Raw genomic sequence first — 23,831 nt, 5'->3', positions numbered from 1 at the left:
CAGCGTGTTGATAAAGAGGCAAATCGATCGCTCCAAGAGCAAAAAGCTCTAGTCGGCCGGCAGTATCTTCCCAGGGTTCATGATGTTCAGCGGGTCGAGCGCCTGCTTGATCGTGCGCATGATGTCGACGCTGTGGCCAAGTTCATGGCGCAGGAAGCCGACCTTGCCTTGTCCGATGCCGTGCTCGCCGGTGCAGGTTCCATCCATGCCGATCGCCCGCATGTTCAGCCGCGCGACAAACTCTTCCGTCTGCTCGATTTCCTTCGGATCGTCCGCGTCCATCAGCACCAGTACATGGAAATTGCCGTCGCCGGCATGGCCGACGATCGGCGCGATCAACCCCATCTCGGCGATGTCGGCCTCGGTTTGCGTGACGCATTCGGCAAAGCGCGAGATCGGCACGCAGACGTCGGTCGACAACCCCTTGGCGCCCGGCCGCAGCGTCAGCGACGACCAATAGGCGTCGTGCCTGGCCTTCCACAGCTTCGTCCGCTCCTCGGCGACGCTGGTCCACAGGAACGGGCCGCCGCCATATTCCTCGGCGATCATGCCGAAGGTCTCGGCCTGCTCGGCAACGCCGGCGTCGCTGCCATGGAACTCGACGAACAGGCATGGGCTTTCGGGATAATCGAGTTTCGAATAACTCTTCATCGCCCGCATCTGCAGCGCATTCACCAGTTCGATGCGTGCCACCGGAATGCCCATCTGGATTGTCGCGATCACCGCGTTGCAGGCCGCCTCGACGCTTGGAAACGGGCAGACGCCGCCGGAAATCGCCTGCGGAATGCCCTGCAGCTTCAGGGTCAGCTGGGTGATGATGCCGAGCGTGCCTTCAGAGCCAATCAGGAGCCGCGTCAGATCGTAGCCGGCCGAGCTCTTTTTTGCGCGCTTGCCGGTCGTCACGGTCTCGCCGTCGGCCATCACCGCCGTCAGCGACAACACATTCTCGCGCATCGTGCCGTAGCGCACCGCATTGGTGCCCGACGCCCGCGTCGCCGCCATGCCGCCGAGCGATGCATTCGCGCCCGGATCGATCGGAAAGAACAGGCCGGTGTCGCGCAGATGCCGGTTGAGATCCTCGCGCGTCACACCGGGCTCGACCGTGCAGTCGAGATCCTGCGGGTTGACCGCGAGGATGCGGTTCATCCGCGACATATCCAGCGAGATGCCGCCGCCTGGCGCGTTGGTATGGCCCTCCAGCGAAGAGCCGACGCCGAAGGCGATCACCGGCACGCGGTGCGCGGCGCAGGCCGACACGATCTCCTGCACCTCTGCCGTCGTCTCCGGAAATGCCACACCGTCAGGCGCCTGGGTCGGAATGTAGGTGGTGGTATGCGCGTGCTGGGCGCGGATCGCCTCGCCGGTCTGGAACCGCTCGCCGAGCCGCTGCTTGAGGATGCCGAGCACCGCGGCGATGCCTTCTTCGTTGCGCTCGACCGGATTGAGGTCGCTCAGAGCCATATGTTTCCATCCCGGTTTTCTAGGATGTCTAAGCCACTTGCCGCGCGGATGTCCATTGGGTTAGTCAAGTTGCAGCAGCGACCTTCAGGTCAGAAATGATACATGCGGCGATAGGCTACTTCTTTCTCTTCTTGGCTCTTTTGCCTGGATGGGCAGTGCATAGCGCGTCCACTCAGAGCCGGGTTGTCTGGTTTGGCGCGGTTATCTTCTCTGCCTTTCTGGCGCTGTTCGCGGTTGTGAGCACACGCAGAGAGCCTGCCTTTACTCGCAAGCCCGGTCCTTTTGCGCAGCGGTACGGAAAGTACGTGTATATCTGCGTCGTTACCAGCTTGTCGCTCGGCGAGACGCTCGCAATAGCTCTTACCTACGCGGAACCTCAAAAAGGCCCGATTGGCCAAGTGGGCTCACTATTGTCAGCGATTGGATCAAGCGTTTTCCCTGTCATTGCGAAATACGCAACTGATATTCAGCCGCCGCTTTCCGAACAACTGGCCTTTCGAGCTCAATCAATAATGAGTTGTTTCATGGCTATTGGCTTCGCAATATTCATTCCTGCACTGATATATTATTCGAAAATGCCAAAAAACGAGATAGTAATGCGCTTCGGTGCCGGTCTACGCAAGAGGCCAACTACATTTAGCACATTCGCCTGTACTTTATTTGGTATTTTAGCAGGCTTAAGCGCATACTTCGGCTTCGGTGAATTCGACACCAGCACTGAGCACTGCTGGCTGAATGCCGTGTGCTACACAACGGGCGATGATTTGGCACTCTTCTGGGCAGGGGCAGGGAAAATCGTGATGCTGTTTGGCCTTCCAATAGGCGCCCTTGCCCTGGTGGCGGCCTACCGCGTGATGCCAGAAACTTAAGCGCTGTCTCGCGCGCTCAGGATGCCGAGCACAGCGGCGATGCCTTCTTCGTTGCGCTCGACCGGATTGAGGTCGCTCAGAGCCATCTATTCCTCCGCGAATGGACCAGTGTCCACCCTTGTTATGGGCTTATGGATGGGTAGTCTCACCAGCCACGTCCTGTCCAGCGAGAAGGAAGTTTTCGATGTCCACCCCTGCCCCCTTCGTCTCTCGTGCCATGGACATCGAAAACGACTGGATCGACTACAACGGCCATCTCAACATGGCCTATTACAACGTGCTGTTCGACCGCTGTTCCGACGAAGCGTTCGAAATGATGGGGATGGGGCCGGATTATGCGAAGCAGCGCCGGCTGACCATCTACACGGCGGAAGTCCATGTCTGCTATATCAGGGAGCTGCATCTCGACCACCAGGTCAATGTCTCCTTCCAACTCCTCGACCATGACGACAAGCGGCTCAGAGCCTACCAGGAAATTCGTCATGTCGACGGTTGGCTCGCTGCCACTTCCGAATCACTGTCGCTGCACGTCGACATGTCCGGACCGAAGGTGGCGCCCTTCCCGGCCGATGTCCTGGCCAAGGTCGAAGCGATGCGCGCCGCCCATGCGGCGCTGCCGATGCCCGAGCGCGCCGGCCGTTCGATCGGTATTCGTCGCAAGACGCTTGAACCGCAGTCCCGTTAACCTTACCAAGGTTTTAACGTGAACAAGCCGAATTGAGGCGTTGAACGACTCAGCGCGGCGTTCGAAAACCGTCCGCACGGGCGGCGGGGCTGAAGCGGTTCGGGGAACGTGCATGAAAACCGACATCAAGGTCGAGGCGGACAGGCTGGCGGCCGACCCACGCATCACCGACTATGATTTCTGGCGCTCGCTGAAGAACCTCAACAACGAGATCTTCCACATCGCCAACAACAACGAGCCGATCCCCTTCGCCATGATCCGCTGGCGCGCCATACTGAAGCAAGCGCGGATGAAGCGCGGGCATGCCTGACGGCAGCGCTTAATTCCTTAACCGTCAGGGCTGGTGCTTCACTGCCGCCAGCGGCGAACGCGCCACCACCGGCGACGACTGGATGATCGCGGTGTTAGTCATCGCAAACGGAATGATGCGGTCGATCACCCGTTCGAGTTCGGCCACCGAGCCGACATGCGCCAGCGCGATGAAGCAGTCCTCGCCGGTCACCCGGTCGCATTGGGCGATCTCCGGCAAGTCGCGGATGATCTCGGCCACCACAGCCAGTTGTCCCGGCACAGGCCTGATGCGCAGCCATGCCGACAGCTTCATGCCGAGCGCGGCCGGATTGATCCGCAGCGTGTAAGCCTCGATCACGCCGCTCTCCTGCAGCCGCCGAATGCGCTCGGCCACGCTCGGCGCCGACAGGCCGACCGAGCGCGCCAGTTCAGCGGTGCTGGTGCGCGCATCCTTTTCCAGCAGGCGAAGGATTTTCAGATCAGCCGCATCCAGGTCGGAATTTTCGTTTCGAAGGCGTTTCAGGGAAAACTCCTCGGTTTTAGAAAATCAATGAGCTCTTTGGCTAGTCATTATCCATATAAACCGGAAAGATCGCCTGCGATAATGATCCTATGGATGATCAAGCGCAAGCCCCAGCTGCAAGCCCTGCCCTCGCCGGCCCCGTCTTTGGCAAGCTGGCGGCCTCGCTGCCGCCGCATGTCTGGTTCGGCGTCAGCGCCGTGTTCCATTATCTCGGGCCGGCTTTCGCCGTGCTGCTTTTCCCGCATGTCGGCGTGCTCGGCATGGCCTGGCTGCGCATCGTCACGGCCACCCTTGTCTTCGCGCCGCTGACCCGGCCCTGGACGGTCTTCGCCCGCGCCGACCGGCCGACCCGACTGCTGCTTCTCGCTTTTGGCGCTTGCCTCGGCGTGATGAATTGCTCCTTCTACCTGGCGCTCGATCGTTTGCCGATCTCGCTGGTCGCGGCGATCGAATTCGTCGGCACCATCGGCGTCGCGCTGGTAGGCGTCAGAAGCCCGCGCAATCTCGCAGCCCTTGCCGTTGCCGTCATCGGCACCTTGCTGCTGATCGATGTCAAATGGTCAAGCGATCCGATCGGCCTGTTCTGGGCCTTCCTAAACGGCGCGCTGTTCGTCGGCTACATCGTGCTTGGCCATCGCGTTGCCCGCGCCGGCGCTGGCGACGGCATCGCCGGCCTGGGTGCCGCCATGGCGGTCGCCTGCCTCATCGTGCTGCCGATCGGCTTCACCGATGCGCTGCCGGCCTTCTCGGCGCCGCCACTGCTCATCGCCGCCATCGGCGTCGGCATATGCTCCTCGGTCATCCCTTATATCTGCGACCAGCTTGCCATGTCGCGGCTGCCGCGATCGAGCTTCGCGCTGATGCTGTCGTTGCTGCCGGTCACCGCCACGCTGATCGGCGTCATTGTGCTCCGCCAGATACCCAGCCCCACCGATTGCCTCGGCATCGCGCTGGTGGTGGCCGGTGTCGCTTTCCACAAACCGGCGCGTGACTAGAGCATCGGACCCAAAAGTGGCAGCCGGTTTTGGGAAAATCCGATGCTCAAACCAAAACATGGAGCGGCGGCACGGTTCGACCTGAGAGTCCGCCGCTCTATGCCAGCTTCTCCCTGAGGAAGGCGCTTGTCCGGCCCCAGGCGAGGTCCGCCGCGTTCTTGTCGTAGCGGGCGGCGGACGTGTCATTGTTGAAGGCATGATTGGCACCTTCATAGACATAGATCGTGTACTCGACCTCGGCTGCATCGAGCTCCTTCCTGAAAGCGTCGATGCCGGCATTGATGCGGGTGTCAAGCCCGGCATAATGCAGCAGCAACGCCGCCTTGATCTTCGGCACATCCTCGGCCTTCGTCTGCATGCCGTAATAGGCGACAGCGGCAGCCAGATCCGGCGCGTTGGCAGCCAGTGTGTTCACCGTGCCGCCGCCCCAGCAGAAGCCGACCGCGCCGACCTTGCCGTTGCCATCCGCGTATCCCTTGAGGAAAGCGACCGTTGCGACCGCATTGGCGATGGTCTGCGCCGGATCGAGTTTGGAAAACTGCTCACGCGCCTTGTCTTCGTCGGCCGGCGTGCCGCCGAGCGGTGACAGGAAGTCCGGGGCAAGCGCCACAAATCCTTCCAGCGCCACGCGCCGCGCCACATCGCGTATATGCGGGTTGAGCCCCCTGTTCTCATGCACGACGATGACGGTGCCGAGCTTGCCGGACTGGCCGGCCGGCTTGACCAGATAGCCCTTCATCTCGCCACCGCTGCCGGGATAGCTGATGTCCTCGCCCATCACGCGTGAATCGTCCTCGGCAATGATCCCTGCCCGGGCCGAATTCGCAGCCAGCAGCGGCGCGATTGCGGCCGCCGCCGCACCTGATCCGGCAAGCCTGGTCAACTGTTCCATGAAGCGCCGCCGGTCGAGCGTCAGATGCGTGTATTCGTCATAGGCGTCGATCATCGCCTGGGTAATGGCGGGTGTCGTGACGGCTGGGCCGGCAGGGCTAGGTTTCGTCATGGCGCTCTCCTCGGCTTCGGGAAACACTCCCGCCGCGCAACATAGGGTCGAAGCCCGCATGGTCCAGTCACGGATCAGTGAGGCCCTAGCATGCACTCCACAACGCCGGTCGGCCTGCATTGGCTATGGACCGTCGGAGCGATTTCCTCAGCTAGGACAATTCAAGGCGACAGCCGTGGGCCTTCTTCGGCGTCGTCGCCAAGGCCTGTCTGCTGGTCTCAGCCCGAAAGGCCATGACGCGAATGTGCCGCATCTTCATCAAATTTTGGTCATCGCCGACAATCTTGGCGGTGCTGCCGCAGTATAAACGAAAGCCGCCGGTGGTGATCCTGCCTACCCCGTGGCTGGCTCTGACAAGAAGGAACAACGCCCATGATCTTCCCGACCCCGATCCTTGTAAGCGCATTCGTGCTTGCCGGCGCCGCGCTGCTGGCGCTGCGGTCAGCCGCCTTGGCGGCCAGGCGATCGACGGTCAAGGTCCGCAGCAACCGGCGCCGGCCTGCCGGCAGCCGCTCGAAAACCAACGACTGAACGCCCTATTTCGGCAGCGTATAGGCCATCACGTAATCCCCCGGCTTGGTACCGACCGAGCCATGGCCGCCGGCGACGATGACCACGAACTGACGACCGTCGGCGACCGTGTAGGTCATCGGCGTCGACTGCCCGCCGGCCGGCAGCCGGGTCTGCCAGAGCTGCCTGCCGGTCGTCAGATCATAAGCGCGGAAAAAGTCGTCGACCGCAGCACCAAGGAAGGCGACGCCGCCGGCGGTGATCATCGGCCCGCCAATGCCCGGCACGCCGACCTTGAACGGCAGTGGCAGCGGCGTCATGTCGTAGACGGTGCCGTTGCGGTGTTTGTAGACGATCTTGCCGGTCCTGAGATCGACGCCCGCGACATAGCCCCAGGGCGGCGCTTGGCAGGGAATGCCGAGCGGCGACAGAAACGGCTTCAATATCACTGCGTAAGGCGCACCGTCATTGCGATTTAGGCCCTGTTCGCTGCCCTTGGTATCGCCCGGCGGCGGCACGTCCGCGCGCGGGACCAGCCTGGAGATGAATGCCAGGTATGTCGGCATGCCGAACATCACCTGCCGGACCGGATCGACGGCGACGCCGCCCCAGTTGAATGTGCCGAAATTGCCGGGATAGATCAGCGAGCCTTGCAGCGACGGCGGCGTATAGCGGCCCTCGTAGCGCAGTTTCAGGAATTCGATCCGGCAGGCCAGCTGGTCAAACATGGTGATGCCCCACATGTCGGCCCCGGTCAGCGGCTCCGGATTGAAACTCAGATCCGAAGCCGGCTGCGTCGGCGAGGTGTGGTCGCCCTCGATCGCGCCGCCCGGCGCCGGTACTTCGTTGACCGGGACGATCGGCTCGCCGCTGCGCCGGTCGAGTACATAGAGGTCGCCCTGCTTGGTCGGCCCGACCAGCCCCGGCACCACGCCGCCAGCCGTGGTGATGTCGACCAGCGTCGGCTGCGCAGGCACGTCCATGTCCCACAGATCGTGATGCACGGTCTGCCGCACCCAGCGCAATTGGCCGGTGTTGAGATCGAGCGCGGTGATCGAGGAGGAGAATTTCTCGACATTGGCGCTGCGCCCCATACCGAGCTGGTCCGGCGTCTGATTGCCGAGCGGCACATAGAGCAAGCCGAGCTTCTCGTCGGCGCTCGCTGTCGACCACATGTTGGGAGAGTTGTGGGTATAGGTCTGACCCGGCGCCAGTGACGTCGTCTGGTCCGGATTGCCGGAATCCCAGTTCCAAATCAGGGCGCCGGTGTCGACGTCGAAGGCACGGATGACGCCGGACGGCTCCTGCGTTGAATAATTGTCGTTGACCGCGCCGCCGACGATGATCTTGTTGGCGACGATCAGCGGCGCCGAGGTCGAATAATAATAGCCCGGCTTCGGATATGGCATGTTGGCAAGCAGGTTCAGCGTGCCGCCTTCGGCAAATGTGGGACAGACCTGGCCATTCGCGGCGTCGAGCGCGATCAGCCTAGCGTCGGATGTCGGCAGATAGATGCGTGCCGCACAGGGCTGGCCGGCGGCGATTTTGGCATCGGCATAATAGGACACGCCGCGGCAGGTCTGGTGCTGGCGGTCCTTGTCCAACTTGATCTTGGGATCGAAGCGCCATTTCTCCTTGCCGCTGGCGGCATCGATCGCAATGGCGAAATTGTGCGGCGTGCAAATGTAGAGCGTGTCGGCAACCTTCAGCGGCGTCACCTGATAGGTCGTCTCACTGATATCGTCGGGCCCTTTCACATCGCCGGTGCGATAGGTCCAGGCCGGCTGCAGATTGGCAACGTTTTCGGGGGTGATCTGGTCGAGCGGCGAATAGCGCTGGCCATACGTCGTGCGACCGTAATAGTACCATTCGCCGGCTGGCACATTGCCGCCGCGATCGGCGGTCGGCGTCACCTTGTCGGTGTTGAGTTCGCCGGCAATATCCTTTGGATCGGTCGTCATCGAATAGCCGGCGACGCCGATCGACGCCAGCACGGCGAGGATCAGCGGCGCGCGACCATCGGGACCGGTGAGCCCGCCCCGCGCCCACGGTGTCAGCAGCCACAACGCGATAAGCACGATAATGCCGCCGCGCGGACCGAGCTCCCACCAGTCGAAGCCGGTTTCCCAGACCGCCCAGCAAAGCGTGCCGATGACGATCGCCGCGTACAGCCACAGCGCCATGGATTTGCGCCTGTAGAGCAGCCAGGCAGCGACGAGGAAGGCTATGCCGGCAATGACGTAATACCAACTGCCGCCTAGCGAAGCTAACCAGATGCCGCCGCCGCCGAGTACCAGGCCGATAAGGAAAAGGATGAGGGAGGTGATGACGACAGCCAAAACGATGCTCCTTCGACTGGTGCGCGCTTCGCACGCGTCAATGGGCAACCCGGCATTGCGTTCCTGCCCCGAGCACAACTTTCTCCGGCCCGCCATGGCTGTCAAGCAGGCTGGCGCTATAGGTGGTGTTCTACCGGATTTGTAACTCCCCCGCCTGGATTGAGAACAAAACGGAGACACTTCTGGCCTTTCGCTGCCGAATCACTACATTCGGGGACAATGTCCGGCTTTTCGGAAGACATGCCCTTTTTTGACGAACCGAATGCGCGGCCCACGGCCCCGTCCGGCATTGCCGCGCGCGCCATGGCTGCCCGCAGCGGCCACACCAATGCGCCCGACTATCTGAACGGGCTCAACCCCGAACAGCGGCTGGCGGTGGAAACCACCGAGGGTCCGGTTCTGGTGCTGGCCGGCGCCGGCACCGGCAAGACGCGTGTCTTGACCACCCGCATCGCTCACATCCTCGCCACGAAGAGAGCCTTCCCGTCGCAGATCCTCGCCGTCACCTTCACCAACAAGGCCGCGCGCGAAATGAAGCAGCGCATTGGCCTGCTGATCGGCGACGGCAATGTCGAAGGCATGCCGTGGCTCGGCACCTTCCACTCGATTGGAGTGAAGCTGCTGCGCCGCCACGCCGAGCTTGCCGGGCTCAAATCCGACTTCACCATTCTCGACACCGACGACGTCGTGCGCCTGATCAAGCAGCTCATCCAGGCCGAAGGGCTGGACGACAAGCGCTGGCCGGCCAGGCAGTTCGCCCAGATGATCGACGGCTGGAAGAACAAGGGGCTTGGCCCTGCCGACATTCCCGAGGGCGACGCCCGCGCCTTCGCCAACGGCAAGGGCCGTGAGCTCTACAAGGCCTATCAGGAGCGGCTGAAGACGCTGAACGCCTGCGACTTCGGCGACCTCCTGTGCCACCCGATCCGCATCTTCCGCGACAATCCGGACGTGCTGAAGGAGTACCACAAGCGCTTCAAATACATTCTCGTCGACGAGTACCAGGACACCAACACCGCCCAATACATGTGGCTGCGCCTGCTGGCCCAGCGGCCGGACGCCGGACGCACTTCTACGTCGACAGGTTTGCGAACGGCCGAAGGCCGCAAGCCCGACCGGGCGTCCGAGCCGTTGCGAGGCCCCCGCGGAGGGCCCGCGCCGCCAGGCGCGGAACAGCCCGTGAGCGAAAGCAAAGTCAACATTTGCTGCGTCGGCGACGACGATCAATCCATCTATGGCTGGCGCGGGGCCGAGGTCGACAACATCCTGCGCTTCGACAAGGATTTCCCCGGCGCCGCGATCATCCGGCTGGAGCGCAACTACCGCTCCACCGCGCACATCCTCGGCACCGCCTCCCATCTCATCGCCCACAATGAAGGCCGCTTCGGCAAGACGCTGTTCACCGAAAAAGTCGCCGAGGACGACGAGAAGGTGCATGTCCATGCCGCCTGGGATTCCGAGGAAGAGGCCCGCGCCGTTGGCGAAACCATCGAAGCCTACCAGCGGCAGAAGCACAATCTCAACGATATGGCCATTCTTGTCCGCGCCTCCTTCCAGATGCGCGAATTCGAGGATCGTTTCGTCACCCTCGGCCTCAACTATCGCGTCATCGGCGGCCCGCGCTTCTACGAGCGCCTCGAAATCCGCGATGCGCTGGCCTTCTTCCGCGTCGTTGCGCAAGGTGCCGACGATCTCGCCTTCGAGCGCATCGTCAACGTGCCGAAGCGCGGGCTGGGCGAAGCCACCATCCGCCAGATCCACGACACCGCCAGGACGCTCCGCATTCCGATGCTGGAGGCTGCGGAAAAACTCGCCGAGAGCGACGAACTGAAGCCGAAGCCGCGCGCAGCATTGCGCGAAGTCGCCGCCAATTTCGAGCGCTGGCAGAAAGCGTTGGAGACCACGCCGCACACCGAGCTGGCCGAGACCATCCTGGAAGAGAGCGGCTACACCGACATGTGGAAGAACGACCGCTCGGCGGAAGCTCCCGGCCGGCTGGAAAACCTCAAAGAACTGATCCGCTCCATGGAGGAGTACGAATCGCTGCGCTCGTTCCTCGAACATGTCGCGTTGGTGATGGACGCCGAGCAGAACGCCGAGCTCGACGCCGTCAACATCATGACGCTGCATTCGGCCAAGGGCCTGGAATTCGAGACGGTTTTTCTCCCTGGTTGGGAGGAAGGTCTTTTTCCACACCAGCGCGCGCTCGACGAGGGCGGCCGCTCCGGGCTGGAGGAAGAACGGCGGTTGGCCTATGTCGGCCTGACCCGCGCCAAGAAGAACCTGCATTTGTGGTTCGTCTCCAACCGCCGCATCCACGGCCTGTGGCAATCGACCATCCCGTCGCGCTTCCTTGATGAACTGCCGGAGGCCCATGTCGAGGTCGCCGAGAGCGGCAACTCCTATGGCGGTTACGGCAATGCCTATGGCGGCGGCTCCTTCGCCTCCGGACGGGGCGGCCAGGGGGCAGGACGGCAGAATCCTTACGGCGCTTCGCGCTTCGACAATGTCGGCACCGAGAAATCCGGCGCCTTCTCCAGCACCTATGCGACGCCGGGCTGGCAGCGCGCGCAACAGAACCGCACCGAAGCGACCGACCGCAACTGGGGCTCGCGCTCCGGCCACCAGGTCGAGCGCATCGGCTATGGCGAGACCGACAGTGGCTATGGCGCCGGCCGCACCTCGATCAAAGGCCGCACCATCGACGGCGAACTGGTCGCCAAATCTGTTGCCGACACGCCATCCCCCTTCAATGTCGGCGACCGAGTCTTCCACCAGAAATTCGGCAACGGCAACATTGCTGCCATCGACGGCAACAAGCTGACCATCGATTTCGACAAGGCCGGCCAGAAACGCGTGCTGGACGGGTTTGTCAGCGGGGTGTGAGTATCCCCCTCACCGATACCGCGCCTGGTTCCATTTGTGGCCGAGCAGCGACAGGATGATGATCAGCCCGTTGAAGAACTGGACATAGAAACCGCTCAGGCCTGCCGCGACGACGCCGGTCTGGATGAACGACACGGTGACGGCGCCGATGGCGCCGCCGACCACGGTACCGACGCCGCCCCAGGTCGGCGTGCCGCCAACGAACACCGATGCCAGCACCGGCAGCAAATAGCCGTCGCCAGCCGTCGGCCACCAGGTGAAGTTGATCATCACCGAGAAGGTGCCGGCGATCGCCGCCCCGATGCCGACGAAGACGAACACTTTCACCCGCACGCGCTTGACGTCGATGCCCATCTGTTGGGCGCTGTCGGGATTGTCGCCGACCACCTTCACCTGCGCGCCGAAGCGATGCCTGTTGTAGAGCAGCGCCGACAGCACGACGAAGCCGATGGCCCAGAAGATCTGCACCGGGATGCCGTAGAGTTGGCTGGAGAAGATCTTGTAGGCCCAACTGTCGGCAAGGCTGGTCAGCGCCGTCGACTTGCCCTCGTTGATAATCTGGATCAGGCCGCGCAGCAGGAAATTCATGCCGAGCGTGGCGATCAGCGACGACAGCCCGCCGTAGACGACCAGCGAGCCGACCAGGAGCCGAGCAACGTGCCCGTTGCAATGGCGGTGGCGATGCCGAGGAACGGATCGTAGCCGGCCTGCACGACCAGCGCGAAGACCCATGAGGCAAAACCCATCGTCGCCGGAAACGACAGGTCGATCTCGCCGCAGGTGACGACGAAGACCAGCGGTACCACCACAAACAGCGCTACCGGCAGCGTGGTGAGCACGGAACTGTAGAGATACCAGGTGGTGAAGACGGTCGGGTTGGCGATCATGAACACTGTCATCATCACCACGAACACGGCAAGCGTGCCGAGTGCGGCGCGGTTGTCGAGGATGAAGCCGCGCATCCAGTGATCGGATGGGTGTTTCCACTCTTTCCGGGGATTGCCGGGACGGGAGATGCCGGCGGACGGCTCGTGCAGATCGGGCTCCATTGTCTTGCTCATCGTGCTCTCTGCTCCGGGTCGCCGGCGTCGTGCAGTCCCGGCAATCCGCCCGGATGCGCGACGTCTTCCATGAAGTTGATGAGGTCTTCGGCCGACTTGACTTGGCTGCGGTCGGCGGTGAGCGCGACCTTGCCGCGATCGAGCACGACGAAGCGGTCGGCGATATCGAAGACGTGATGGATGTTGTGGCCGATGAACAGGATCGATCGGCCGCTCGCCCGCACCTGGCGCACGAAATGGAAGACTTTGGCGGTTTCGGTCAGCGACAGCGCCGTCGTCGGCTCGTCAAGGATGATCAGGTCGGCCTGCTTGTAGATGGCGCGGGCGATCGCCACGCCCTGGCGTTCGCCGCCGGAGAGCTGGCCGACGATCGATTGCGGCGTGAACACTTTCGAGGTGAAGCCGATCTCGCGCATCAGGCGGCTCGCCTCCTCGATTTCCTTGTTGACCTTCAGCCAGCCGAGAAAGCCGGTGAGTTCGCGGCCCATGAAGATGTTGCGCACGATCGTCTGCTGCACGGCCAGCGCCCGGTCCTGGAACACCGTCTCGATGCCGGCGTCGCGCGAGCGCGCGGCGCTCCAGCCGGTCACCGGCTGGTCGCGGATGAGGATCTCGCCGCTGGTCGGCTTGACCACGCCGGAGAGAATCTTGATCAGTGTCGACTTGCCGGCGCCGTTGTCGCCGATCAGGCCGACCACCTCGCCGCGGTCGACGCTGAGATTAACCCCGCCCAGCGCATAGACCTGGCCATAGGACTTGCTGATGTTGCGCAGTTCGATAAGGCGTTCGGCCATTGCGATCCTCGCTTGGTTCCGGCTGCCGGTCGGCCTGTCCGACCGGCATGCCGTATTAGAAAGTCAGCGCAGCGCCTGCTTGGCGAGTTCGGCGACGATCTCGTAATTCTCAGGCGTGACGAAGCCGGCGCCGGTGTCGACATTCATTGGCGCTAGGCCCAGCACCACCTGCTGGCAGAGGCTGAGGATCGGCAGATAACCCTGCAGGAACGGCTGCTGGTCGGCCGTCAGCTGGACCCAGCCGCCCTTGAATCCCTCGACGATCTGCGGGCTGGTGTCGAAGCCGAAATTGAAGATATCGCCCGCCTTCCTGCCCGCCGCCTGCATGTAAGTCGGGACGTTGCCCAGCATCTGTCCGCCGGGATAGCCGACCGCCTTGACGTCGGGATTGTTGAGCAGTGCTGCGGTAATCACCGGAATGGCTAGATTGGGGTCGGAAGCCCATTCGCCGCTCGGCGGCGAGGAGAGCTGGATGACCTCGACGCCCGCCTCTTTCAGGGCGGCGACCGTGCCGCGCTCGCGCGCGCCGCGGTTCTCGTTCTCGAACGGCCCGATCATGATCGCCTTGTCGCCGGCCTTGAGCCCGGCCAGCTTGAACGCCTCGGCGCCGAGCGCGCGGCCCTGCTGCTCCTGCTGGGCGCCGACATAGCCGCCGCCGAACGCTGCCGTGACCTTCGGCACCGGCACGTTCTGGTACATCATCCTGATGCCGTCCTTGTGCGCCTGTTCGGCCAGCGGCATGATCGAAGCATCGCCCGGGTGGCCCATCATGGCGATGCCGCCGGGCTTGACCGCGACGGCCTCGCGCAATTGCTGCACCATCTTCTCGACGTCCCACTGGGAAAAGATGTAGTCGACCTTCGGCCCAAGATCGGCCTCGGCCTGCTTGGCGCCATTGTAGACGATGGTGCCGAAGGCGTCGCCCTCGGCGCCGCCGACGAAGAAGCGGATGTGGACGTCCTTGCACCACTGGGCATCGAGCGCCTGGGCAGGCAAGGTGGAGATTGCGGCGGCGAGCGCCGTGGCGGCCGCCAGGACGGTCGAGCGCAGAACTGTCCTTCTCATCGTGATGCTCATGCACGTTCCTCCCTTTGTTCCCTCGCAAGCCGAGGGTTTTCGACGAATGCTTCGGCTTCTCGCCGCAATGCTCCGCTGGCCGGCTCCTCCCGCCTGCCGATCCTCAGGCCGGGTTCGGCAGATACGCGGCACCTCCCCGGCATTGCTTGAGGTAATCCAGCGCCCGCACCTGCCCTGTAATCTCGAGGTCGCCGCGATAGACCGGGTCGTGCCAACCCTCGATGTCGATGGCGCCCTTGTAGCCGGCCAGCCGCAATTCGCTGATCACCCGCGTCCAGTCGCTGTCGCCGAAGCCAGGCGTGCGCATTTTCACGAACGGCAGCCGGCCGAACACGCCATGCTCGCGGATCACGTCCCAGCGCACCGTCGCGTCCTTGCCGTGGACATGGAAGATGCGCGGCGCCCATTTGCGGATCTGCGGGATCGGATCGATCAGATACACGAGCTGGTGGCAGGGCTCCCATTCCAGGCCGAGATTGTCATCGGGCAATTCGTTGAACATCAGCTCCCAGGCGTCCGGATTGTGGGCGATGTTCCAGTCTCCATCAGCCCAGTTGCCGTCCATCGCGCAATTCTCGAAGGCGATGCGCACGCCCTTGTCGGCGGCGCGCCGAGCCAGTGGTCCCCAGACCTCGCGGAAGCGCGGCAGACTGTCGGGCAGCGGCTTGCCGCGGAGGCGGCCGGTGAAGCCGCTGACCATCGAGGTGCCGAACAGATGCGCATGGTCGATGGCCGTTTCCCATGCGTGAAGCACGCCGCAATCGACATCGCCGCTTTCCAGCGGATTGCCGAAGACGCCGAGCGAGGAGACGACGACGTCGGCGTCGCCGATCGCCTCGCGGATCTGGCCGGCCAGCCGTGGAAGATCCTTGCCGCCCAGCGTCTGCCAGAAGAAGGGCTGGATGCTCTCGAAGCCGAGCGGCAGGATCGCCTTGATATAGGCGGCCGGGTCATCGAGATTGGCCCGCACCATGGTACCGATCCTGATGTCGAGAAGCGGGTTTGGCATCGTCACCCTTCCTGTGCGATCGCGACCCGGCGCCCGGTTTCGGCGCTTTCGATCGCGGCAAAGACCATGGCCAGGCTCTTGATGTTGTCGGCGCCGCGCGTCTCCGGCTCGCTGCCAGTTTCGACGGCGCGCACAAAATCCTGAATGATGCCGAGATGGCCGCCGATGCGGTCATTGGGATCGAGCGGCGGCACGGCGAGCGGCTCTGTGCGATCGAACAGGCCTTCACGGATAGGCCGCGCGACTTCCGCCCTCAGCCCATCCTCACCGTCCCAGACCAGGCTGCCGTGCTCGGCGACGATGCGCCATGTGCTCTCCCAACTGGTGCGGAACCCGTCGGCGCACCAGGAGCCGGAATAGGTGAACAGCTTGCCGCCGCCGAGCTCGAAGATTGCGGTGGCCGACGATCCCTGCCGGTACCAGGAATTGACTGGCTCCCATTCCTGGCAATAGACGCTGGCCGGCTCGCCACCTACCATGTAGCGGGCGGCGTCGAAAGTGTGGATCGCCATGTCGAGCAGCAGGACATGGCGCATCTCCTCGCGAAACCCGCCGAAATGCGGCGCGACGAAGAAGTCGGCGTGGATGCTGGTCGCAGCACCGATGGCGCCGGATTCGAGAAAGCGCCTGATACGCCTGACATTGGCGACATAGCGGCGGTTCTGCACGACGGCATGAACACGTCCGGCGCGGCGGGCGGCCGCAACGATGGCGCGCGCGTTGTCCGGGCTGTCGGCGAGCGGCTTTTCGGTCAGGAGGTGGCAATGATGGGCAAACGCGGAGAGCGCAACCTCGCGCCGGGCCACCGGAACCACGACGTCGAACACTGCGTCGGGTTTGGTCTGGTCGAGGACAGCGTCAAGATTGGTTCCGACGATGACGCCGGCAAGGTCATATTCGCGCGCCCTTACCTTCGCCCTGTCGGCGTCGAGGTCGACAAGGCCGACAATAGCCAACCCGTCGATCTGCCTCGCCGCATCGAGCCAGTGCTTGCTCATCGCTCCGCAGCCGACCAGGACGACATTCATCATCCAGCGCTCCTCCTCCGCTCGGCCCCTCCAGACCGATCGTCACGGCATTCACGGCGTGACCGTAAACGTTTTTCCGTAAACGTTTACGAGAACACACCCGAAGGCGTAGAATGTCAATTGGCCGCTCGCGAAAATCACCTTGATCACCTTGGCCTGAAGAGCGGCCGGTGATAGCCAAGAAAGGGGAGAACTGTCCTTTGGCGTCCAGCATTCACGACCTTGCGCGTCACCTGAACATTTCGATCGGCACCGTGTCGCGCGCGCTCAACGGGCGCGCCGACGTCAATGCCGACACGCGCCAGCGCGTGCTCGATGCCGCGGCAAAGCTGAACTATTCGCCGAACCAGTCCGGCCGCAGCCTGCGGCGCGGCGCCACCCACTCGATCGCCTTCATGCTGCAGCCGCACCCGGGCGACGAGCAATATGGCGAGCCGTTCTTCATTCCGTTCCTGACCGGGCTGCAGGCGAAACTCGCCGAAAGCGGGCTCGACCTGATCGTGGTGATGGGCGCGCCGGGCGACTACCAGCAGGAGCGCCTGCGCCGGGTGGTCGAGACGCGCCGGGCCGATGCGGTGGTGCTGGCCTGGACGCGGCGCGAGGACGAGCGCATCGATTACCTGACCAGGGTCGGATTCCCGTTTGCGACGCTCGGCCGCAGCCGCTCTGGCGGCAACTCCTATCCGTCGCTCGACCTCGATTTCGAAAAAGCCGGGGCCGACGCGGTCGACCGCCTAGTGGCGCGCGGCCATCGCCGCATCGCCGCCATCCGCCCGTCTCTTAACCTCAATTTCGGCTATCTGTTCCTGGCCGGCTATCGCAAGGCCTTACGGCGGCACGACATCGAGGTCGAACCCGGGCTGATCGCGGACGGCTTCATCAACGAGGCCGGCGGATACGAAGTGACGCCTGAGGTGATGCGCTCCAAGGACCCGCCGACCGCGATCATCTTCAATAATGACGCGATGGCACTGGGCGGCTGCAAGGCGCTGGCCGAGATGGGCATCAAGCCCGGTCACGACATTGCGGTGATCGTTATCGTCGACACGCCGCTGTGCCGCTATTTTTCACCGGCGCTGACCGGCTTCCGCCCTCCCCTGGAGCCGATGGGACGGCGGCTGGCCGAAATGTTGCTGGCGTCGATCCCGGCCTTTGCCGGCACCGAAGGCGCGCGGATCATCCGTGAGGTCTGGCCGCTGGAGCTGATCGCACGCGACAGCGATTGATGATGGCCGCACTCACCTTCCCCTCTTGTTGTTGATCGGCCGCTCTTCTTGTTATCGGCGAGGAAGCGCTGTGGTGGAGCTTTCCGGTCGGCTCGATCACCTCGCTCGCGCTGGCAGCCGCCTATCACCGCTTCGGCCGCTGGCCCACCCTGCACATGATCGAAGACAGACCGGCCACCGGCGAGACGCCGAACGGCTGAACGACAGCACCCAGGCCTTCCCTCCAGCCACTTCGATCGCCTAGGATGAGCCAGGCGCAGTGGAGGAAATCCATGGGCAAGGGACGAGTCGAGGCATTTACCGATGGCGTCATCGCCATCATCATCACCATCATGGTGCTCGAGTTGAAGGTGCCGCATGGCGCGGAGTTTTCCGTGCTGGCACCTCTATGGCCCACGTTTTTCAGCTACGTGCTGTCCTTCATCTATGTCGGCATCTACTGGAACAATTTGCACCACATGTTCCACACCGTGCAGTGGGTGGATGGCCGCGTGCTGTGGGCGAATTTGCATCTGCTGTTCTGGCTGTCGCTGATGCCCGTCACCACCGCCTTCATGGGCGAAAACCATTTCGCGCCGGTGCCTGTCGCCGTTTACGGTGTTGTCCTGGCGCTTTGCGCGGCCGCCTACTTCATTCTAGTCGTCATGCTGCACCGGCTGCATGGCAACGACACTGCCTTCGCCAGAGCGGTAGGCACCGACCGCAAGGAAAAGATCTCGTTGGTCCTTTATATCGCCGCCATTCCGCTGACCTTCGTCAATCAATGGATCAGCGTCGCGCTCTATGTGCTGGTTGCCATGATCTGGTTCGTACCGGACAGGCGGTTCGAAAGGCTGGTCGAAAAATAGGTCTGCCTAGCCCCGCATTGCTTTCAGCTTCTCCGCCACGGAGGCCGCAAGATCGGCATAGCGCTCCTCGAGCCGCTCGGCCGCCTTGATCACCGAAAAATCATGGCCAAATTTCTCCAGCGCCATGCGCAGCTTCTCGACGAATTCCGCTTGCTTTTCGAGCGCCGAAAACAGCGTCTTCACTTGCGCTTCGCTGATGTCAGGATTGGCAAGCATTTGCGGCACCTCGCGGCTCATCTGGTCGCCGGTGGCGGTCTGTTCTTTCAGGATCTCGATCCAGTCGGTCAATCGGTAATCTCCTTCTTACGTGGACAGCATGCGCAGCGCCTGCCGATGTGGTCAACCCAAGGATGCCAAAGCGGGCTTGCGCGAGCCCCTCGCCGCGCTAAGTTCGGCGCAACTTGAAACGAGGACGCTATAGCCATGACCACCGATGCCGAAATCCAGAGCGCTTTGCCTGCCCTTGCCTCCGGCAACGCGGCCGTCATCACCGGCGGCGCCAGCGGCATCGGCCTTGCCGCGGCCAAGCGGCTGGCGGCGATGGGCCTGAAAATCGTGCTGGCCGATATTGGCGGCGCGCGGCTCGATGAGGCTGCCGGCGCCGTTGCAACGATTGCCGGCGACAGCGCGGTACTCGCGGTCGCCACCGACGTCTCGAAAGCCGACGAGCTCGACCGGCTGGCCGAAAAGGCGTTCGATGCCTTCGGCGGCGTATCGCTGTTGATGAACAATGCCGGCGTCGGCAACAATCCCGGCAAACCCTGGGAGAACCGCGACGCCTGGAAGCGACTGCTGGACATCAATTTCTGGGGCGTCGTCCATGGCGTCGAGGCCTTCACACCCCGCATGCTGGCGACCGGAAGGCCGGGCCTGATCGTCAACACCGGCTCCAAGCAAGGCATCACCACGCCGCCCGGCAACCTTGCCTACAACGTCTCCAAATCAGGCGTGAAGACCTTCACCGAAGGCCTGGCACATGCGTTGCGCAACGAGCCGGGTGCCAACATCGCCGCGCATCTGCTCATCCCGGGGTTCACTTTTACCGGCCTGACCGAAGGTGGAACCGAAAAGCCCGCCGGCGCCTGGACAGGCGAGCAGGTGATCGACTTCATGCTGGCCTCGCTGGTGCGTGGCGACTTCTACATCCTGTGCCCCGACAACGAGGCGACACGGCCTATGGACGAAAAGCGCATGGCCTGGGCGATCGGCGACATCATCGAGAACCGCCCTGCTCTGTCGCGCTGGCATCCGGATTACAAGGAGCCTTTCGCGGCGTTCATGGAAAGCTGACGCTCACGCCGCATGTGTGTTCGAGCCGCGCTTTTGCGCAGCGGCTTTCTTGACCGCCGCATCGGCGATCTTCTGGTCATGCCGTTTCGCCGCTTGTTCACATTTTTTGCGGATCTCCTCGACCTCGGATTCGGTCAGGTGCTCGATGCCGATAAAAGTATTGTGGGCTTTGCCGACCCGGATCAACTCGTCGAGTTTCGTCTGAATCGCCGTGCCATCGCGGTTCTGGGTGTTCTGGATGAGGAACACCATCAGGAAGGTGACGATCGTCGTGCCGGTATTGATGACGAGTTGCCACGTATCCGAAAAGCCGAACAACGGCCCGCTTATCGCCCAGGCAACGATGATCAGAAAACAGACGGCGAATGTCGTCGGCAAACCGGCAAGATGGGCAACGTAGGTGGCGATCTTGGTGAAAAGCTTCTCGATCATGGCAAGAGAAACAACCGGCAACCGCTCCGGGTTCCCTTGCAAGGAGGGATTTCACGGACATAGCCGTGCACGCGCCTGCCAAATCAGGATATTTCGTTTTCCCAGCGGTCGAGGAAGGCCTCGATCGGCATTGCCTGCATGTCGGGGACTGCCTTGGCCAGTTTCTCGGGCGGCCAGTCCCACCAGGCTAGGCTTTCGATCCGCGCGGCGATGTCCGCCGCGAAGCGTTGGCGCAATTGCCTGGCCGGAACGCCGGCGACAATCGCATAAGCAGCTACGTCGCGCGTCACCACAGCGTTGGCGCCGACGATCGCGCCATTGCCAATGGTCACATCAGGCATGATCACCGCGCCATGGCCGATCCAGACGTCGTGGCCGATACTGACGGCCTTTGCCCGCCGTCGTTCCCGAAATCCGGCGTCGACGCCCAGCCAGCGAAAATACTCGTTCGGGCGGTAGCTGAGCTTGTGCTGGGTCAGCCGCTCAATCGGATGCTCCAGCGCGTTGATGCGGCTGTTGGCGGCGATCGAACAGAACTTGCCGATGGTCGTGTAGATCGCCTCGGCGTGGCGCTCGAAATAAGAGAAATCACCCACTATGACTTCACGCAAGATGACCCGCTCGCCGATCGAGGCGTAGCGTCCAAGCTTGCACGCCTTCAATTCCGCGGTCGGGTGGATGCGCGGCTCGGGGTCTTTCAGGACAAGGTTTTCGGGACGGTCCATGCCGGCGGCTTTACGCCCGAGCGATTGGTCCCGCAAGCGGGACCAATCGTCCGTCACCTGTTACCAGAGCCTATTTCGGCTTGCCGTTGGTCCACACCACGTTCTGGCCGTAAAGCGGCACGGTGGTGACCGACATTTTCGCCGAACCGTCCTGCACCTGGCGCGAGTGCGACAGATAGATCAGGGTCTCATTGGTCTTGTCGTAGATGCGGTTCACCACCTGCTTCTTCCAGATCAGGCTGATGCCCTGCTTGAATACCTCCTCGCCGGCCTCGCTCATGTCGATGTCGCTGATGGTGATCGGCCCGGTCTGGCGGCACGAGATCGAGGAATCGGACGGGTCCTCGAACCAGTTGCCCTTTTGCAGGCGATCGATCACGCCGCGGTCGAAATAGGAGACGTGGCAGGTCACGCCTTCGACCTTCGGGTCCTTGATCGCCTCGACGATGATGTCGTTGCCGAGCCAGTCGACGCCGACCTTGCCGACCTCCTGGGAGACAGCCGCACCAGCACCGATGACAAGGCATGCGGCCAAAGCGCCGCCGATCAGTTTTCGCAAGGAAGCCTCCTGCGGTTCGAGTTTTGCCGACCTCAGGTGGGACGGGCGGCAGCGCTTTGCAAGCGGATCATTTTTTGACAGGAATGCCGGTTGCGGCAACGCGACATCTTTGCGCGCGCGAGATCTAACCGTTAAGAGTGTTCGCCCAACAAGCTCCAGGGCGCCGATACGGCGCCAATGAAAATCGCAATGGACACCAATTGATGATGCGTTCAATTCTGGTCGGCATTCTCGTCCTGATGGCGGCGGGCATCGGCTGGCTCACCTTCGACTGGTACCGCGGGCATTATGGCGGCGAGCCGTTCGGCGCGCCGTTCACGCTGGTCGACCAGAAGGGCGCCCCGATCACCGAGGCTGAGTTTCGCGGCCACCCCAGCGTCGTCTTCTTCGGCTTCACCCATTGCCCGGAAGTCTGCCCGACCACGCTGTTCGAACTGGCCGGCTGGCTGAAGACGATGGGGGGCGATGGCAAGAACCTGCGCGCCTATTTCGTAACGGTCGACCCGGAGCGCGACACGCCCGACGTCTTGAAAGCCTATATCAGCAATTTCTCCGACCGCATCCTCGGTATCACCGGTGACCCGGACAAGGTCCACGCCATGGCCAAATCCTTCGGCATCTATTCGAAGAAGGTCGATACGGGCAACGGCGACTACACGATGGACCACACCGCTTCGGTGCTGCTGCTCAACGCCAGGGGCGATTTCGCCGGCACCATCGCCTACGGTGAAAGCCCGGACACCGCCATCGCCAAGCTCAAGCGGCTGGCGGCGGAAGGTTAGAGCATGATCCCCAACCGAAGGTCCGCGACAGCGAAAAGTGAGACCGGTTTTCGGAAAAGATCATGCTCAAACAAAAACATCGTTTGATGACCCAAACGCGGCTTTATTTCACCACTGGAAAGATCGAGGCCGACCGTATCTTCGCGGCGTTCGAAACGGCCTTCGAGGACGAGGGTCTGCCGATTGCCATCCTCGAAGTCGATGAGGATCGCGACATCCAGGAAGTGTCGCTCTATGCTGACGGCGATGTCGACGCCGTCGAGGCGCGCGTGGAAGAGATCCTTGCCGGGCTTGCCTTGTCGAGGCCGATTGCGCGCGAGCCCGTGCCAGATATCGACTGGGTGACGCGTTCGCTGGAGGGACTGAAGCCGGTACGCGCCGGCCGTTTCTTCGTCCACGGCGCGCATGACCGCAGGAAGCGCCACAGCGGCGAACTCGCCATCGAGATCGAGGCGGGCCTCGCCTTCGGCACCGGTCATCACGGCACCACCGCCGGCTGTCTTGAAATGCTGGAACAGGTCGTGCGGCGCGAGCGCCCGCGCAACGCGCTCGACCTCGGCACCGGCAGCGCGGTGCTGGCCATCGCGCTGGCCAAGCTCGCCCATATCCCGGTGCTGGCGACCGACATCGATCCGGTCGCCACAAAAGTCGCCGCCGCCAATGCGCGGCTCAATCACGTCAAGGCGCTCGTCGAAACGGTGACGGCGCCGGGCTTCCACCATCCGATCTTTGCCGCGCGCGGCCCCTTCGACCTCATCGTCGCCAACATACTGGCGCGGCCGCTGATGCGGCTGGCGCCCGAAATGGCCAGGCATATCGCTTTGGGCGGCTCGATCGTGCTGTCAGGCATCCTCGACCGGCAGCGCGACGCGGTGATCTCGGCCTATGTCGGCCAGCAGTTCCGCCATGTCAGGACGTTGCATCGCGAGGGCTGGGTGACAATCCACCTCAAGCGGTGACGCGCAGCGCCTTCAAACGCCAGCCATAAATTCGCTCAGACGTAGCGCGACCTTGCCGCCTTCTTCAGTTCTTCGCGATCGTAGCCGTTCGCTTTCAGCGTTTCGTCGTCAAAGCCAAGCAGAACGCCGCTCACATAGCGGCTCGCTTCGCGCTGGCGTGCTTCGATGAGAGCGTTCACAGCACTTCTGAAAAATCCGCGTCTGGCTGAAATCGTGGACATGATGGTCTCCTTTGCAGGGCAATAAGACTCTTTCCTCCACGTCAAAAAGGTAAGCTCTGCTGACCTGTTTGAAAATCGCTGATTCTGCATGGCGTCTATGCGCAAAAGCGATGCTGCTGGACCAAATCCCGCCGATTGTCAGGCGCCTGACGCTGTAGCACTTTGATCTTGCGCTGATTTTCTCCGAACCGAAGATCCGCCCAGCAAAAGTCGATTCCGATTTTCAGGGTCATGCGCTACGGTCGCGCTAGAGCATCG

The 23,831-nt window shown here is 62.8% G+C and carries 26 protein-coding genes; 11 read left to right on the top strand and 15 right to left on the bottom strand.

Annotated features, from left to right (window positions below):
- Positions 1 to 48 precede the first annotated feature (48 nt).
- Positions 49 to 1,461 carry an FAD-binding oxidoreductase gene (locus AC0NIE_RS17895; protein ID WP_473485283.1) on the bottom strand — a complete coding sequence of 471 codons (1,413 nt, stop codon included), beginning with the start codon at positions 1,459 to 1,461 and terminating at the stop codon, positions 49 to 51.
- A 95-nt stretch (positions 1,462 to 1,556) separates the two neighbouring features.
- Between AC0NIE_RS17895 and AC0NIE_RS17890 the strand changes: the two genes are divergently transcribed.
- The 3 genes from AC0NIE_RS17890 (at position 1,557) to AC0NIE_RS17880 (ending at position 3,325) form a co-directional block, all read left to right on the top strand.
- Positions 1,557 to 2,330, top strand: coding sequence for a hypothetical protein (locus tag AC0NIE_RS17890; protein ID WP_473485282.1), 774 nt, complete (start codon positions 1,557 to 1,559; stop codon positions 2,328 to 2,330).
- A 184-nt stretch (positions 2,331 to 2,514) separates the two neighbouring features.
- Positions 2,515 to 3,015, top strand: a complete 501-nt coding sequence (locus AC0NIE_RS17885) for a thioesterase family protein (protein ID WP_473485281.1) — start codon at positions 2,515 to 2,517, stop codon at positions 3,013 to 3,015.
- 112 nt (positions 3,016 to 3,127) lie between these two features.
- Positions 3,128 to 3,325: a hypothetical protein gene (locus tag AC0NIE_RS17880; protein WP_023676715.1), complete on the top strand. Its 198-nt coding sequence runs from the start codon at positions 3,128 to 3,130 to the stop codon at positions 3,323 to 3,325.
- Between the two features lie 24 nt (positions 3,326 to 3,349).
- Here AC0NIE_RS17880 and AC0NIE_RS17875 read toward each other — a convergent pair whose 3' ends face one another.
- Positions 3,350 to 3,829 (bottom strand): Lrp/AsnC family transcriptional regulator, encoded by a 480-nt coding sequence (locus AC0NIE_RS17875; protein WP_473485392.1) that lies wholly within the window; start codon positions 3,827 to 3,829, stop codon positions 3,350 to 3,352.
- An 89-nt stretch (positions 3,830 to 3,918) separates the two neighbouring features.
- On the opposite strand from AC0NIE_RS17875, the gene AC0NIE_RS17870 reads away from it, so the two are divergent.
- Positions 3,919 to 4,824 (top strand): EamA family transporter, encoded by a 906-nt coding sequence (locus AC0NIE_RS17870; RefSeq protein ID WP_473485280.1) that lies wholly within the window; start codon positions 3,919 to 3,921, stop codon positions 4,822 to 4,824.
- Positions 4,825 to 4,921: 97 nt separating this feature from the next.
- Here AC0NIE_RS17870 and AC0NIE_RS17865 read toward each other — a convergent pair whose 3' ends face one another.
- Positions 4,922 to 5,827, bottom strand: coding sequence for a dienelactone hydrolase family protein (locus AC0NIE_RS17865; RefSeq protein WP_473485279.1), 906 nt, complete (start codon positions 5,825 to 5,827; stop codon positions 4,922 to 4,924).
- Positions 5,828 to 6,199: 372 nt separating this feature from the next.
- On the opposite strand from AC0NIE_RS17865, the gene AC0NIE_RS17860 reads away from it, so the two are divergent.
- Entirely contained in the window at positions 6,200 to 6,358 is a 159-nt protein-coding gene (locus tag AC0NIE_RS17860; RefSeq protein WP_473485278.1) for a hypothetical protein, read from the top strand.
- A gap of 5 nt (positions 6,359 to 6,363) precedes the next feature.
- Here the strand turns inward: AC0NIE_RS17860 and AC0NIE_RS17855 are convergent, their stop codons facing one another.
- Complete coding sequence (locus tag AC0NIE_RS17855) at positions 6,364 to 8,676, bottom strand: glucose/quinate/shikimate family membrane-bound PQQ-dependent dehydrogenase (protein ID WP_473485277.1); 2,313 nt, start codon at positions 8,674 to 8,676, stop codon at positions 6,364 to 6,366.
- Positions 8,677 to 8,895: 219 nt separating this feature from the next.
- On the opposite strand from AC0NIE_RS17855, the gene AC0NIE_RS17850 reads away from it, so the two are divergent.
- Positions 8,896 to 11,562 (top strand): ATP-dependent helicase, encoded by a 2,667-nt coding sequence (locus tag AC0NIE_RS17850; RefSeq protein ID WP_473485276.1) that lies wholly within the window; start codon positions 8,896 to 8,898, stop codon positions 11,560 to 11,562.
- Positions 11,563 to 11,571: 9 nt separating this feature from the next.
- Here the strand turns inward: AC0NIE_RS17850 and AC0NIE_RS17845 are convergent, their stop codons facing one another.
- The 6 genes from AC0NIE_RS17845 to AC0NIE_RS17820 all read right to left on the bottom strand — a co-directional run bounded on the left by AC0NIE_RS17845 (position 11,572) and on the right by AC0NIE_RS17820 (position 16,534).
- Positions 11,572 to 12,165: an ABC transporter permease subunit gene (locus tag AC0NIE_RS17845; protein WP_473485391.1), complete on the bottom strand. Its 594-nt coding sequence runs from the start codon at positions 12,163 to 12,165 to the stop codon at positions 11,572 to 11,574.
- Complete coding sequence (locus AC0NIE_RS17840) at positions 12,165 to 12,623, bottom strand: hypothetical protein (protein ID WP_473485275.1); 459 nt, start codon at positions 12,621 to 12,623, stop codon at positions 12,165 to 12,167. Before AC0NIE_RS17840 ends, AC0NIE_RS17845 begins: the two co-directional genes overlap by 1 nt.
- Positions 12,620 to 13,417 carry an ATP-binding cassette domain-containing protein gene (locus AC0NIE_RS17835; protein WP_473485274.1) on the bottom strand — a complete coding sequence of 266 codons (798 nt, stop codon included), beginning with the start codon at positions 13,415 to 13,417 and terminating at the stop codon, positions 12,620 to 12,622. The genes AC0NIE_RS17840 and AC0NIE_RS17835 overlap by 4 nt, the downstream gene beginning before the upstream one ends.
- Positions 13,418 to 13,480: 63 nt before the next feature.
- Entirely contained in the window at positions 13,481 to 14,494 is a 1,014-nt protein-coding gene (locus AC0NIE_RS17830; protein WP_473485273.1) for a substrate-binding domain-containing protein, read from the bottom strand.
- Positions 14,495 to 14,597: 103 nt separating this feature from the next.
- Entirely contained in the window at positions 14,598 to 15,503 is a 906-nt protein-coding gene (locus AC0NIE_RS17825) for a sugar phosphate isomerase/epimerase family protein (protein ID WP_473485272.1), read from the bottom strand.
- A gap of 2 nt (positions 15,504 to 15,505) precedes the next feature.
- Positions 15,506 to 16,534: a Gfo/Idh/MocA family protein gene (locus AC0NIE_RS17820; RefSeq protein ID WP_473485271.1), complete on the bottom strand. Its 1,029-nt coding sequence runs from the start codon at positions 16,532 to 16,534 to the stop codon at positions 15,506 to 15,508.
- Between the two features lie 197 nt (positions 16,535 to 16,731).
- On the opposite strand from AC0NIE_RS17820, the gene AC0NIE_RS17815 reads away from it, so the two are divergent.
- Positions 16,732 to 17,757, top strand: coding sequence for a LacI family DNA-binding transcriptional regulator (locus tag AC0NIE_RS17815; protein WP_473485270.1), 1,026 nt, complete (start codon positions 16,732 to 16,734; stop codon positions 17,755 to 17,757).
- Positions 17,758 to 18,029: 272 nt separating this feature from the next.
- The gene (locus AC0NIE_RS17810; RefSeq protein WP_473485269.1) at positions 18,030 to 18,605 is read left to right on the top strand and encodes a TMEM175 family protein; all 576 of its coding nucleotides are present in this window, start codon (positions 18,030 to 18,032) and stop codon (positions 18,603 to 18,605) included.
- 6 nt (positions 18,606 to 18,611) lie between these two features.
- On the opposite strand, the gene AC0NIE_RS17805 is transcribed toward AC0NIE_RS17810, so the two are convergent.
- Positions 18,612 to 18,893 carry a hypothetical protein gene (locus AC0NIE_RS17805; RefSeq protein ID WP_029351415.1) on the bottom strand — a complete coding sequence of 94 codons (282 nt, stop codon included), beginning with the start codon at positions 18,891 to 18,893 and terminating at the stop codon, positions 18,612 to 18,614.
- Between the two features lie 135 nt (positions 18,894 to 19,028).
- Between AC0NIE_RS17805 and AC0NIE_RS17800 the strand changes: the two genes are divergently transcribed.
- Complete coding sequence (locus AC0NIE_RS17800) at positions 19,029 to 19,895, top strand: SDR family NAD(P)-dependent oxidoreductase (RefSeq protein WP_473485268.1); 867 nt, start codon at positions 19,029 to 19,031, stop codon at positions 19,893 to 19,895.
- A 3-nt stretch (positions 19,896 to 19,898) separates the two neighbouring features.
- Here the strand turns inward: AC0NIE_RS17800 and AC0NIE_RS17795 are convergent, their stop codons facing one another.
- From AC0NIE_RS17795 to AC0NIE_RS17785, 3 genes are all read right to left on the bottom strand, one after another.
- Positions 19,899 to 20,327, bottom strand: coding sequence for a low affinity iron permease family protein (locus tag AC0NIE_RS17795; protein WP_473485267.1), 429 nt, complete (start codon positions 20,325 to 20,327; stop codon positions 19,899 to 19,901).
- An 83-nt stretch (positions 20,328 to 20,410) separates the two neighbouring features.
- Positions 20,411 to 21,052 (bottom strand): DapH/DapD/GlmU-related protein, encoded by a 642-nt coding sequence (locus AC0NIE_RS17790; RefSeq protein ID WP_473485266.1) that lies wholly within the window; start codon positions 21,050 to 21,052, stop codon positions 20,411 to 20,413.
- 70 nt (positions 21,053 to 21,122) lie between these two features.
- On the bottom strand, positions 21,123 to 21,611 hold the full coding sequence (locus tag AC0NIE_RS17785; RefSeq protein ID WP_473485265.1) for a CreA family protein: 489 nt from the start codon (positions 21,609 to 21,611) through the stop codon (positions 21,123 to 21,125).
- A gap of 203 nt (positions 21,612 to 21,814) precedes the next feature.
- Between AC0NIE_RS17785 and AC0NIE_RS17780 the strand changes: the two genes are divergently transcribed.
- Both AC0NIE_RS17780 and AC0NIE_RS17775 read left to right on the top strand, forming a co-directional pair.
- Complete coding sequence (locus AC0NIE_RS17780; RefSeq protein ID WP_473485264.1) at positions 21,815 to 22,393, top strand: SCO family protein; 579 nt, start codon at positions 21,815 to 21,817, stop codon at positions 22,391 to 22,393.
- Between the two features lie 86 nt (positions 22,394 to 22,479).
- Positions 22,480 to 23,352, top strand: coding sequence for a 50S ribosomal protein L11 methyltransferase (locus AC0NIE_RS17775; RefSeq protein ID WP_473485390.1), 873 nt, complete (start codon positions 22,480 to 22,482; stop codon positions 23,350 to 23,352).
- Between the two features lie 35 nt (positions 23,353 to 23,387).
- Here AC0NIE_RS17775 and AC0NIE_RS17770 read toward each other — a convergent pair whose 3' ends face one another.
- The gene (locus tag AC0NIE_RS17770) at positions 23,388 to 23,573 is read right to left on the bottom strand and encodes a hypothetical protein (RefSeq protein WP_029351430.1); all 186 of its coding nucleotides are present in this window, start codon (positions 23,571 to 23,573) and stop codon (positions 23,388 to 23,390) included.
- Positions 23,574 to 23,831 lie beyond the last annotated feature (258 nt).

It is taken from the genome of Mesorhizobium sp. WSM4842, assembly GCF_055901575.1.
The sequence above is the reverse complement of the archived record's forward strand: the minus strand, read 5'-3'. Positions and strand labels throughout refer to the sequence as shown.